The following is a 12,679-nucleotide window of genomic DNA, read 5'->3' as shown; positions in this document are numbered from 1 at the left end:
GCCTCTCTTTCATTGCCCATGCCTTTTATAGCCATGCCACCAAGGAGTGAGTTTATGCCGGATGAAAAAACCTCGCGGGCGCGCGGCGTTGACCGGGTTATTGATATCTTTCGGCAGTTGCACAGCGCACGCCAACCGATGTCGATGCGCGCGTTGATCGACGCAACCGGCGCACCGCGTTCCAGCATCTATGAATTAGTCAGCCTGTTGAGTGAAGCCGGTTTGGTGGAATTGGATGCCGAAGGCGCGGTGTTCTTTGGCCGTGAGATGCACTATTACGGTGCGGATTATATGGCGCACAACGATCTGATCCGTCGGGCGCATCAGCTGATGGTGGAGATTGTGGCGCGCCACGGCGAAACCGTGCAGCTCTGCATGCTGGAAGGCAATAAATACACCGTGGTGCTCTCTGAGAGTAATGCGCATCCGTTCAAAATCACCTCGGATATCGGCGTGCGTGTGCCAATTACCTGGACCGCGACCGGCCGCTTGCTGCTGAGTAACTGGTCGGATAGCGCGATTCTGGATCTGATCCCGGAAGAGGATTATCGCCTCGCCAGCGGCCAGATCCTCGATAAGCAGGCGTTTCTTGATGAAATTCATCATGCTGGAAAACTCGGTTATTGCATGACGGAAGGCTTGTCGGAAAGCTTTACCTGCTGCATGGCGGCGCCGATCCGTTCGCGTAGCGGCCAGGCTGTGGCGGCCATCTGCTTTATGGTCAGCCGCGATACGCCGCAGGAACGTCGTCAGATGCTGCTGCAGGAACTGATCACCTCAGGACAAAAACTGTCTGATTTCACCTGACAGCGCTCTCGTAAAACTCCGTTACACCTGATTGAAGTGGCGTTTATTCTCGCCACTTAAGGTTGTGTTAAGGTAATTGATAATAATAACTATTCTTTTTACCACGGAGTTATGGGATGAAAACGCGCCTGTTTTTGGCAATGGGATTACTGGCTTCAACGGCGGCTGCCGCCTCCACTTATCCGCTGACCGTCACCGATATGGACGGCAATACGCAAACTATCAGTAAAGAGCCGCAGCACATCATTCTGCAGGATGGCCGCGACATTTTGACGCTGGCGCTGCTGGATCGCGACGATCCGTTTAAGCGCGTGGTGGCATGGAATAATCTGCCGAAAAAGCAGGATACGCAAACCTGGGATGTGCTGAAAGGCCGCTGGCCGGAAGCGACGAAAATCGTCGATATGGGCTTTAGCGATCAGGGCCAGGTTAACCTTGAAAGCGTGTTGGCGCAGAAACCGGATCTGATGATTGCTCAACTGCGTGCCAAACCGGCGTTGCAGCAATCGGGTGTGCTCACGACCCTGAATAATCTACATATTCCGGTGGTGTTCGTGGATTACGAACTGCATCCGGCGCAGAACACCGCACCGAGCGTGACGCTGCTCGGTAAAGTGCTGAACCGCGAAACCCAGGCCAAGGCTTACACCGATTTTTATCAGCAGAAATTCGCGCGCATTACACAGGGCGTGGCAGAAGTGAAAAATAAGCCAACGGTGTTTATCGAACCGATCGCCGGGAATAGCGACAACTGCTGCTTTACGCACAGCCATAATGGTTGGGGCGGATTGGTGGAAGCGGTGGGCGGTAAAAATATCGGCTCTGAACTGCTGCCAGGCAACGCCGGATTTGTCGCGCTGGAGAAAATCATCGCTATGAAACCGGATGTTTACATCATGACCGGTTCAAAGCGTCCGAACGCTAATGTGCTGCCATTTGGTTATGGCGTGCAACCGCAGGAAGTTAAAGCCACTTTCCAGACGCTGCTGAAGCGCACAGGTTTGGCGCAGATTGAGCCGGTGAAACAGGGCCGAGTTTACGGTGTTTATCACCACTTCTATAACCATCCGTACAACATCATCGGCATGGAAATCCTGGCAAAAGATCTCTATCCGCAACAGTTTGCCGATCTGAAGCCGAACGCGGATTTTCGCACCATCATCAAAAAATTCACTACGTTGCCGGATAACGCCATCAATTTGAGTTACCCGAACAATCAGTAATCGCGGGTTTTTGTTACGCCGTAAGGTCGCCATTTATGGCGACCCATCTGTTCAATCAACATTCCTCGATGACAACGATAATTGTTATGTTATAACATAACTAAAACAGCACTGCGCGTATGCCTATACGCCTTGTGAACGTTGTCATTCAGAGGAGTTGCTATGTCAGCATTAACCCAAAACCAGCATGGTTTTAAAAAACTTCCCGTCACCGTGCTTTCTGGCTTTCTCGGCGCAGGTAAAACCACGCTGCTCAATCATATTCTTAATAACCGCGAAGGCCGTCGCGTTGCGGTGATCGTCAATGATATGTCGGAAGTGAATATCGATGCCGCGCTGGTGCGCGAGGGCGGGGCAGAGCTGTCGCGCACCGACGAAAAGCTGGTGGAAATGAGTAACGGCTGCATCTGCTGCACGCTGCGTGAAGATTTGCTGCTGGAGGTGAATCGGCTGGCAAAAGATGGGCGTTTCGATAACCTGGTGATCGAATCGACCGGTATTTCTGAACCGCTGCCGGTGGCGGAGACCTTCACTTTCGCCGATGAAGACGGGCAAAGTCTGTCTGAAGTCGCCGCGCTTGATACCATGGTGACGGTGGTTGATGGCTTTAACTTCCTACGTGACTATGAATCGAACGAAAGCATTCAGTCGCGCGGAGAATCGTTGGGCGCGGAGGATGAGCGCACGGTGGTGGACTTGCTGGTCGATCAAATTGAGTTCTGCGATGTGCTGATCCTCAACAAAACCGACCTGATTGATGAGACGGAAAAAGCGCGATTAATGGCGATCCTGACGTCGCTCAATCCGCGCGCCAACATCATTACTTCTGAATTCGGCAAAGTGGGGCTGGATCAGGTGCTCAACACCGGTTTGTTTAATTTTGATGCCGCCGCACAGGCGCCGGGTTGGCTGCAGGAGTTGCGCGGCGAACACACGCCAGAAACGGAAGAATATGGCATTCGTAACTTCGTGTTCCGCGCACGTCGCCCGTTCCATCCGATGCGTTTTTTCCAGTTGATTGAAAACGAGATGCGCGGCGTGGTGCGATCTAAAGGCTACTTCTGGCTTGCCAGCCGTCCGCGTCATGCCGGTTCATGGTCGCAGGCGGGCGGCGTGTCGCGTCAGGGTTTAGCCGGGATGTGGTGGGCCAGCGTGCCCAAAGATCGCTGGCCAGAAGATGCGGAAAACCTTGGCTACATTCTAGAGAATTGGGTTGACGGTACCGGCGATGCGCGTCAGGAACTGGTGTTTATCGGCATCGACATGGATGAAACAGCGCTGCGAAACAAACTGCAACAGGCGCTGCTAACCGATGAGGAAATGGCGCTCGGCCCCGATAATTGGGCAGAATTTCCCGATCCCTTCCAGCCATGGTTTAACTGATTGTAGGGTCGCCATTCATGGCGACCTTTTTTAATTACACCTTTCCCAACCACATCGAAACCTCAACCCCATCATTAAACGGCAGCGACATAAACCCTCTACTGCTATGCATCAGCCCCAGATATTCCGGGCTGAAATCGGCATCGTCGGCAACAATTAGCGCGCCAGGACGCAAAAACGGCTGCACCAGCGTCAAGATCTCCGGATAGATCGCTTTTGCGCCGTCCAGCACTAGCATATCGATGGTGGCCGGGAGATCGCAGCTCAATGTCTGCAACGCATCGCCCACGCGCACCTCAATCAAATCGCTGACGCCTGCATCGGCGAAATGGTTACGGGCTAACGCCACTTTCCCCGGCTCAAATTCGCAGGTGATGATGTTGCCGCCGCCATTATCGCGTACCGCCGCCGCCAGATGCAGCGTGGAAATGCCGAACGAAGTACCAAACTCAACGATGGTTTTCGCATGGCTGCTGCGCGCCAGCATATACAGCAACTTGCCGGTTTCACGCGAGACTGCCAGCGGGACTTCCTTCAGATGTCCGTAAAGTTCCAGGTAATCGGTTTTGCTGTGCAGCAGGCGATGTTGTTCGGCATCAGACATGGTTCTGAAAGCATCGTTGGTTGGATGCGCCATATTATCGGCCAGCTCAAACAGGTAATTGAGCAGCGGCGCCAGTGGCGCAGAAGTTAAGGTATTCATATTGTTCTCCGGGCATACAAAGTGGATTTTGCTGTGCCAACAGAATACGATGAATTATTCGCGTTTCACTATTCGTGTTCAGGGGATGATGATGGCTGAGCCACGTAACACTAAGATTTCAGAGCGAAAAAGACCCAAGCAGGCACGCTCCAGCGAGCTGGTTTCCGCCATTTTGCAAGCGGCTACTCAGGTTTTGGAACTGGAAGGGGCCGCGCGTTTCACCACGGCGCGGGTGGCGGAACGCGCGGGCGTGAGTATTGGATCGCTGTATCAATATTTTCCCAATAAGGCGGCTATTCTTTTCAGATTGCAAAGCGAGGAATGGCAGCGCACCGGCAATTTGTTAGGCGCGATTCTGCGAAATACCGCCAACACACCGCGTCAGCGACTCCACGATCTCACGCTGGCGTTTCTACATTCCGAATGCGAAGAAGCGGCGATGCGCACCGCGCTGAATGACGCCGCGCCTCTGTATCGTGATGCACCGGAAGTGCAGGAAGCGCGCGCGGCAGGTGAAAACGTCATCAGTGATTTTCTGCGTGAAGTATTACCGCAGTCAGAGGAGAGCGAACGGGCGCGCGCCGCAGATTTATTGAACAGTACGCTGGGCAATGTTGGGAAACACTTTTCCGAATCGCCGCGCACGCCATTAGAGATTCAGGCATACGCGCAAGAGATGGCGGAGATGTTTTGTGCCTGGATCAGGGAAAAAGGCGCCGATTTACAGTAAAAGATGGACTGGAAATCTCTGAAAGCGGTTAACAAACTCATTATTCACATTCTCAATAATCCACACCGCGAGTAAGCTTAACAAAACCTTTATTGAGCCGAATGAGCAAACGGGAGAGCAAAATGGCAGTGAAGATGATTGCGGTGGATATGGATGGCACTTTTCTCGATGACAACAAACAGTACAACGCGCAGCGCTTTGCGCGTCAGTATGCGTTGCTGAAAGAGAAGGGCATTCGTTTCGTGGTCGCCAGCGGCAATCAGTATTATCAGTTGCTGCGCTATTTTCCTGACATCAAAGATGAGATCGCTTTTGTCGCGGAAAACGGCGCCTGGGTTTCTGACAGCAATGAAGAGATCTTTTGCGGTGAACTGGCGCAGGAACGCGTGCATCAAATTCTCGATATTCTCGCCAAAGAGCCGGACATCAGCACCGTGGTTTGTGGCCGCAACGGCGCATACGTGCATACGTCAATGTCCGACGAAGTGATTGCCATGCTGGCGAATCACTACCATCGTCTGGAAAAGCGCGACAATCTGTACGATATCGACGACACCATCTTTAAGTTCTCGCTGAATCTGGCGCACGAAGGCGTTGATGCCTTGATGGAGCGGTTGCACGCTGAGCTGGGCGCAATTGAAAACATTATGCATCCGGTTTCCAGCGGTTTTGGTTTTGTTGATTTGATCATTCCCGGCTGCCACAAAGCGCACGGCATCGCGCTGCTGCAGGAAAAATGGGGCATCGATGATTGTGAAGTGGTGGCGGTAGGCGACAGCGCCAACGACATCGAAATGCTGCGTCAGGCGTGCTACAGCTTCTCAATGGCGAATGCCGCAACGCCAGTTAGCGCGGTGTCGCGTTACAGAACCGAAAGCAACAATGACGAAGGCGCACTTAACGTGATCGCCCGCATTCTGGCGCGCGAAGTGCCGTTTGGTTGATGTTATTGATGCGGAGCGTCATTGCAGGCAATGACGCTCACTCTGAATGTCAGCTGCTAACTCATATCTCTTACTAATACCCGTCACATAATAAATTGTGGAATTCTTATGACGACATTTGCGCCTAATTTTAAGAACGTGGGCAGCGTTAGAGTCTAATCATTTCTTTTAGTAAGACATATATGTATTTTTAACATTCACACTAAATTTCATTGGTGAAATAAAATCATTGTAATGCAATGGTTTGGACTATTTTTTAAATTCAGCCTATCTTGCAATAATTTCACGTGTCTTATATTGATGTGGGAAATTTCCTTTTCTTTAAATCATTACACTGCCTTTGGAATAAAAGGCAGCTGAAAATAACAAACTATATTTATAAGTCAATTTAATATTCGCTGCGGGATTGGTAATTCAAGTGTTTTTTCTTTTTATTAGTTAGTGATTGAATTATGGCTAGAGTTTTCATTATGCTCTGATAAGCTGGGCTTAAGGATTCGGTTGTCGCTAATAATTCAAGCATTAAAATAATGAGGTTTTAAATTTAACGCATTAATATCTAGCGCAGGGAGCGCTCAAATTATGTTATCCATTTTTAACTTTTTAACGAGAGTTCGCGTTTATTTGTTTTTTATAATACTTTGTTCTATTGGAGGCACTACGTGGGCATTACAAAAACTTGGATTAAATAACAGTCTTCCATTGTGGTCAGCCGGAATGCGGTTTTTTATTGCAAGTGTCATTATTATAATTTATTTGTTGATGAGGAAGAAGCTATGTATTAATTACTCTGTTTCCATTCTAGCTCTGGCGAACGGTCTGTTTTATTTCTCCATACCTTTTGGAACCGTTTACTGGGCATCAACATATATACCTAGTGGATTGGTGGCAGTTTTAGCTTCTGGTATTAGTGTATATGCACTGCTTCTAAACCATTTCTTACGCGTCAAGCCTGCAACTTGTAGGCAATTGATAGGCGTTGTATGCGCCATCATGGGTATCTGTGTGGTTTTTGGTGAAGGGATATCCTTACAAGGTAATGAAAAAAGTTTTATTGCTATGTTAGCAGTGTTAGGCGCTATGGGCAGTTCAGCCGCTATAACGCTAAAAGTACAAAAGCATATTAAAACGCTTCCTCTTCTTAGTTTTGTTGCACTCTCCATGCTTAGTGGCAGTTTTTTTCTCTTGATTACAAGCTTAATGATTGAAAGTGGTAACCGTTTTTTTAATGGGGAAAGTTTAGGTGCGCTTCTTTATTTAGCAGTAATAGGATCAGTGTTAGGTTTTACGCTTAATATAACTCTGCTTAAACATTGGCATATTTCTAAAGCAACATCGCATTTATTCATTTCTCCAGTTATTGCGTTGTATATGGGCTTCGTCATTCTTGATGAAGAAATTACGATAGCGGTAATTATAGGTACGGCAGTAGTTGTCCTCGGAGTAATGTTAATAATCTTACCACAACGTAAAAAGGAAACCCTCAATGTCAACTCAGAAGAAAAACCTGGCCATAATTTGTCAGAATAGAAAACTGCCATTTGTCTTTGATGAAGCTCAAGCGATGGGCGTTGAGATTACGTTTTTTTATAACGAAAATGAGCCGCCGCCGCCCGTGCTTCCCGCTGTAGTCAGAAGCATTGCTTTGCCATTGTTCGACGATGAAGAAGAGGCAATAAATAAAGTAATGCTAGCAAATAGAGAACATCCAATCGATGGTGTTTTAACACTGTTTGAACCGGCGTTAGACTTCGCAGCTAAAGTTGCTCACCAGTTAGGATTACCTTTCTTACCAGAATACGTGGTTGAGCAGTGTAGAAATAAAAACATGACGCGGCGCGTTCTGCATGATAACGGCCTAAATACACCATCCTATATCGAGCTAAAAGAAGGAGAATATCCAAATGTTGATCAAATTAAATTTCCGCTTGTCGTCAAGCCTACCAATGGCTTCTCCAGTCAGGGAGTTACCAGAGCTAATAACCATGATGAATTGAAAAGTGCTATAGATAAAGTATGGGAAATTAATAACACGCAATTGAAAGATTTTAACTACGACAAGGGGGGAGTTTTACTCGAGTCATTTATTGATGGACCAGAGTTCGCTATTGAAACATTTTCTCATTGTGGTGAAGTGATGGTGCTTTCAATCGGTGACAAAGGTAATAGCAAAGGTCCCTACTTTGAAGAGGGAGTTTATATTGCACCTGCTAATATTGATGAAAAACTGCGAGACGAAATTGCAGATGAAGTCAGACGTGCACTTAAGGCTTTGGGAATTAGTGAGGGACCCGCACATGTTGAACTGCGTATTGACCATAAGCAAAAGCCTTTTGTTATTGAAGTTGCACCACGCGTGGGTGGGTCCGGAATATCACATTATATTGTGAAAGCGAGCACAGATATAAACTTTCTCCAATTGGTTATTTGCCAGGCGTTTGGCATGGAGATTCCTATAAAATTGGAGTTAATGGCTAAGTCGATATTTACTGCCGGAAATTATATTATTCCTGTGCAAGGAAGTGGAATCTATATCGAGATTGATGGGTTAGCTAATCTCCGTGAAAAATCTGAGGTGCAATACGTTTTTGAATTTATGGATACTGGGCATAAAGTTCTTCCATACCCTCATTTTTCAGGTTATCCAGGATTTATTTTAACGCGTCACACGGAACATGCAGCTTGTGAAGCTTTTTATTATGATTTGAAAAAAAGTCTAAAAATTAAATATCTATAGATTCTGTGATTATGGAGGGCGGTATGAATCGTAAAATCAAAATTCACACTTTGGGGCCAAAAGGAACCAATTGTGAAAAAGCAGGTTATCTTTGGCTGGAAAGTAAGAAGGTCGATGGTGATGTTGAGCTTTATTCAACACTTGAGGATGCTCTGATTGAAGTCAGGAAGAATACACATGATCTATTATTAGGATGTGCCGTCTATCCAAACTTACATAAAATTGTATTTGAGAACTTGGACTTTTTAGAGATTCAGGATAGTTTTGTAATGCCAACGTGGAACATGGTATTGGCAAAAAATCATAGTAGTTCGTCAAATATGGAAGAACTCACAATTGCTTGCCATCCTGCGCCATCCCATCTTGCGTATACATACAGTCAGGATGTTCGTTTTGTATCAAGTAATGTACAGGCAGCGCTGGAGTGTATCAGTGGAAACGTTACCGCATGTATTACAACGTTAAAGGCTGCACAAGATAATAATTTAAAGATCATGCAAGACTTTGGTGAGATACCAATGTGTTTCACGATCCATGGTCATCGAGACTAAGGAGGATCATTATGGAATGGATTAGGAATAAAGTTATTACTGAATTGTGTCCTCGTATACATGAGTTCAATAAATTTCAAAATGCTACTGGCGCGATAGCACGTAGTTTAGATAAAGCTGAGTATTTGTTAGATGAAATCACTGCTTTGTCTGCTGAGATATTGGATGCTCTAAAACAATCCGATTATGCCGTACAATTGAATAAAGATCTTGGTGAATGGAAAAGAATTGGACTAAATAATGCACCCTGTTTTAAACGGTCATTAGAGAGTTATGTTCCTCCTGTAGATGGCGGCCAAACTTTTTACCTGGCTACAATCATTACGCCTAATAGTCATAAAGAAAAAGGTTATTGGCTGGAATGCTTTTTGGCGCAACGAAAAGAACCCGATGTTTTGTTACCGATTATGGCTGATTTACCACATCCACAAAATGTCAGCCAAACTATGCAACTCATTGCTTCGTCTTCAGGTTTTAGCGTAGGGCATTGTTTAGTTTTCTTTCCGGAAAATGTTAAAACAAGAAATAAGGTCGATAAACAACACTTTGCGATGTTCTTTTTCAATAAATTCCATGCTATCTACCAAAAAGACACATTGCGTAGAGTAGGATCTTTATTTGATTTTCAAGGGAAAACATCACAATTGTTAAGCGCTGAGAATTGCTACGCAGCGCGCACGGTATGGGGATACTTACACGACTATTATCATCACTGCGGACCTCGTCCGTTTAATAAAAACATTCAAGTCAAAATGAATTTTTGGGTTGGTGTTTTGGAAGAAATTAAAGTTGATTGTCTAACCATTCTCAGAGTGCAAAAGCATCATTATACATGGTGGCGAGAAGTAACTGAGTTCATTTTATTCGAAAGATTAGCTCGTTATCCTGCACAACACGATGCGACGAGTAACTTTGATGCTGCAACTGGTGTACTATTATTTTCCTGGCTTAAGCGTCGCGAGCATGGAATTAGCATTTCCAATCATACTGGAAATGTGCTGCTGAATTTGGAGAAGTGTTTGATTGGTTTGAATATTCTTGTACAAGAAATAGAGGAGCTTGAGAGTATTGAGGATAATGCAACGTATAAGCAAGCAGTTGAAATTTATGTGATGCAAGAACTTCAGCCCGGGAATGACAATGAGCGCTACAACATCCCTGATGATTATCTAATCCATAAAAAGAACATGAATGTTAGTGTCCCAGTTCTTTTCTTTTAACTCTATATCCCAATGTGTTATTTGAATCTGTATGCGATGAAAGTAGAAATAAGCGCACCAATCACGGTGCGCTGAAAATACTTATACATTTTATGCAAAATATCCGCTTTCACGCATATCCTGCAGTAATCCCGGCCCACGCGGCTGCCAGTTAAACGTCTCACGCGTCCACGCGCTGGAGGACGAATTATCGGTAGAGGCGAAGAACGCCATCCAGCCTAACCACGCTTTGGCTTCTTCCAGCGTCAGGCTTTTTACCGGCAGCGCTAATCCGGCGCCGATGGTTTCGGCAATCTGACGGAACGGCACTCCTTCCTCCTGCACCGCATGCAGAATTGCACCCGGCTCAGCCTTTTCGGCCGCCAGGCAAAACAGTTCAGCTGCATCATCACGATGTACCGCAGGCCAGCGATTCTCGCCGTCGCCGACATATACCGCCGCACCTTTCTCCTTCGCTATGTTGATGATCATCGGAATAAAACCATGATCGCCCGCGCCATGCACGGTTGGCGGCAAGCGCACCAGCGCCACGCGCACGCCGCTGTCGGCCAGCGCCAGCGCGGCGACGTTAGAATTGGAACGTGGATGCGCGCCCGCTGTCGGTCTGATTTGTTCGGTGGCGAGACGTCCCGGCGACACTAACGCAGTGCCGGTGGTGACAATCAGCGGACGATCTGAACCTGCCAATACTTCACCCATCGCCAGAATCGCGCGTTGATCGACGTCGGCAGCATGATCCATGCGGCTGAAATCGTGGATATATCCGGCGTGGATCACGCCGTCGCTCTGTTCAACTGCCTTGCGCAGACCGACGAGATCTTCAAGATCGCCGCGAATCACCTTAACACCTTGCTGCTGCAGTTTTTCGGCGGACGCCTCGCTACGCGCCAGACCTTGCACCTGATAACCACGTGCCTGCAGTTTTTTCACAATGGCGGAACCGATAAAGCCGCTCGCCCCGGTCACAAAAATTCGCATATTCGTGCTCCACTTTTTCAAAGTTGAAGCACTATCATAAAAGTCTGCGACGCGGCGAAAAGTCGTGAGCTTATACAGGTATACGCACTAACAGGATAAAGGCATGACTCAGCAAGATGACAACGTGCTCGGCAACTATCTGCGCGAACGCCGCCAGCGGCTGGATGCGGCGAAACTCGGTTACACCTTGCTACGCCGCCGCACGCCAGGCCTGCGCCGGGAAGAAGTGGCGGTGCGCGCGTGCGTTAGCACCACGTGGTATACGTGGCTGGAGCAGGGCAGAGGCGGCGCGCCTTCGGAAGAAGTGCTGGAACGTTTAGCTCGCGCATTGGAGCTGAGCGCCGCCGAGCGCGATCACCTGTTTTTGCTGGCGCAAAATCGTCTGCCGGGCGTGACATGGCAAGCGGGCGTGGATGTTTCGCCATCGCTACAGCGCGTACTCGACAGCATGGAGAACACGCCAGCGTTGGTGAAAACCGCAGAGTGGCAAGTGGTGGCGTGGAACCGTGCGGTGACGAAAGTATTTGTTGATTATGCCGAGCTGCCGCCTGCCCAGCGCAATATCCTGCTAATGATGTTCCGTAACGAGGAGATGAAAAAGCGTCTGCCGGACTGGCATAAAGTAACGCGCGGCATGGTGGCCAACTTCCGCGCGGACGTGGCGCGAACCGGCGCCAGCGAGCATGTGCGCGCGCTGGTAGAAGAGCTGTGCGAGATGAGCGACACCTTCCGCCAGCTGTGGCAATCGCAGGAAGTGAGTCAGCATGGCGAAGGCATCAAACAGCTGTGGCTGCCCGACGAAGGTGTGCTCGAGCTGGAATACAGCACCTTCGCGGTTGAAGGCAAACCGGGTTTAAGTCTGGTGGTGTTTAATCCGCGTCAGCAGCACGATCGGGAATGTGTAGCGCGGATGATGGCGCGTCCGTAGCGGCGCGATAGTAGGCTTCCATCTCATCCAGCGCCGCCTGATTCTCCAGCCCCCATTGATACATCTGCTCAATCGGTGCCGCGAACGTCATGCCGAGCGGCGTTAAGCGGTAATCGACTTTCGGCGGCACTACATCATAAACGTGACGTGCAATCAGCCCGCGCTGCTCCAGTTCTTTCAACGTCTGAAACAACATCTTCTTCGAAATTCCCTGCAGGCTGCGCTGCAACTCGCCGGTGCGTGCGCGATGGTTCGGCCAGTGATACAGCGCGTGCAAAACCATGCTGCTCCATTTCACCGAAAACAGATCCATCAGCCGGCGCGGCGGCGAATCCGCATAAAAAAACAGCTTACCGTCAACAATTGCGGGCATCGTTTGCGCCTCCTGTATGGTTACCAAATGGTAACTACTATCAATTTCGCACCATGTTCACTATAGTCTGCCGCCTTCAGCTAGCTAAAGCCAGTTCATTAC

The 12,679-nt window shown here is 48.3% G+C and carries 13 protein-coding genes; 10 read left to right on the top strand and 3 right to left on the bottom strand.

What is annotated here, in order from left to right:
* Positions 1 to 54 precede the first annotated feature (54 nt).
* The 3 genes from FHW71_RS16950 to zigA all read left to right on the top strand — a co-directional run bounded on the left by FHW71_RS16950 (position 55) and on the right by zigA (position 3,413).
* Positions 55 to 807 carry an IclR family transcriptional regulator gene (locus tag FHW71_RS16950; protein ID WP_008109148.1) on the top strand — a complete coding sequence of 251 codons (753 nt, stop codon included), beginning with the start codon at positions 55 to 57 and terminating at the stop codon, positions 805 to 807.
* A gap of 116 nt (positions 808 to 923) precedes the next feature.
* Positions 924 to 2,030, top strand: a complete 1,107-nt coding sequence (locus FHW71_RS16945) for an ABC transporter substrate-binding protein (protein WP_061718983.1) — start codon at positions 924 to 926, stop codon at positions 2,028 to 2,030.
* A 162-nt stretch (positions 2,031 to 2,192) separates the two neighbouring features.
* Complete coding sequence (gene zigA / locus FHW71_RS16940; RefSeq protein WP_179452463.1) at positions 2,193 to 3,413, top strand: zinc metallochaperone GTPase ZigA; 1,221 nt, start codon at positions 2,193 to 2,195, stop codon at positions 3,411 to 3,413.
* Positions 3,414 to 3,447: 34 nt separating this feature from the next.
* On the opposite strand, the gene FHW71_RS16935 is transcribed toward zigA, so the two are convergent.
* A complete protein-coding gene (locus FHW71_RS16935; RefSeq protein ID WP_179452464.1) occupies positions 3,448 to 4,116 on the bottom strand; it encodes an O-methyltransferase in 669 nt (222 codons plus the stop codon).
* A 91-nt stretch (positions 4,117 to 4,207) separates the two neighbouring features.
* Between FHW71_RS16935 and FHW71_RS16930 the strand changes: the two genes are divergently transcribed.
* The 6 genes from FHW71_RS16930 to FHW71_RS16905 all read left to right on the top strand — a co-directional run bounded on the left by FHW71_RS16930 (position 4,208) and on the right by FHW71_RS16905 (position 10,298).
* Positions 4,208 to 4,846: a TetR family transcriptional regulator gene (locus FHW71_RS16930; protein WP_179452465.1), complete on the top strand. Its 639-nt coding sequence runs from the start codon at positions 4,208 to 4,210 to the stop codon at positions 4,844 to 4,846.
* A gap of 122 nt (positions 4,847 to 4,968) precedes the next feature.
* A complete protein-coding gene (locus FHW71_RS16925) occupies positions 4,969 to 5,790 on the top strand; it encodes a Cof-type HAD-IIB family hydrolase (RefSeq protein WP_179452466.1) in 822 nt (273 codons plus the stop codon).
* A 582-nt stretch (positions 5,791 to 6,372) separates the two neighbouring features.
* Complete coding sequence (locus FHW71_RS16920) at positions 6,373 to 7,320, top strand: EamA family transporter (RefSeq protein WP_179452467.1); 948 nt, start codon at positions 6,373 to 6,375, stop codon at positions 7,318 to 7,320.
* Positions 7,277 to 8,527, top strand: coding sequence for an ATP-grasp domain-containing protein (locus tag FHW71_RS16915; RefSeq protein WP_179452468.1), 1,251 nt, complete (start codon positions 7,277 to 7,279; stop codon positions 8,525 to 8,527). The genes FHW71_RS16920 and FHW71_RS16915 overlap by 44 nt, the downstream gene beginning before the upstream one ends.
* Positions 8,528 to 8,550: 23 nt before the next feature.
* Complete coding sequence (locus FHW71_RS16910) at positions 8,551 to 9,078, top strand: hypothetical protein (RefSeq protein WP_008109138.1); 528 nt, start codon at positions 8,551 to 8,553, stop codon at positions 9,076 to 9,078.
* A gap of 11 nt (positions 9,079 to 9,089) precedes the next feature.
* On the top strand, positions 9,090 to 10,298 hold the full coding sequence (locus FHW71_RS16905; RefSeq protein WP_179452469.1) for a DUF6421 family protein: 1,209 nt from the start codon (positions 9,090 to 9,092) through the stop codon (positions 10,296 to 10,298).
* 90 nt (positions 10,299 to 10,388) lie between these two features.
* On the opposite strand, the gene FHW71_RS16900 is transcribed toward FHW71_RS16905, so the two are convergent.
* Positions 10,389 to 11,276, bottom strand: coding sequence for an SDR family oxidoreductase (locus FHW71_RS16900; RefSeq protein WP_179452470.1), 888 nt, complete (start codon positions 11,274 to 11,276; stop codon positions 10,389 to 10,391).
* 103 nt (positions 11,277 to 11,379) lie between these two features.
* Here FHW71_RS16900 and FHW71_RS16895 point away from each other — a divergent pair, with 103 nt between their 5' ends.
* Positions 11,380 to 12,204, top strand: coding sequence for a helix-turn-helix transcriptional regulator (locus tag FHW71_RS16895; RefSeq protein WP_179452471.1), 825 nt, complete (start codon positions 11,380 to 11,382; stop codon positions 12,202 to 12,204).
* On the opposite strand, the gene FHW71_RS16890 is transcribed toward FHW71_RS16895, so the two are convergent.
* A complete protein-coding gene (locus FHW71_RS16890) occupies positions 12,146 to 12,577 on the bottom strand; it encodes a helix-turn-helix domain-containing protein (RefSeq protein WP_179452472.1) in 432 nt (143 codons plus the stop codon). The two genes, FHW71_RS16895 and FHW71_RS16890, sit on opposite strands and share 59 nt — an antisense overlap.
* Between the last annotated feature and the right edge of the window lie 102 nt (positions 12,578 to 12,679).

It is taken from the genome of Enterobacter sp. Sphag1F (assembly GCF_014193275.1).
GTDB lineage: Bacteria > Pseudomonadota > Gammaproteobacteria > Enterobacterales > Enterobacteriaceae > Pantoea > Pantoea symbiotica.
The sequence above is the reverse complement of the archived record's forward strand: the minus strand, read 5'-3'. Positions and strand labels throughout refer to the sequence as shown.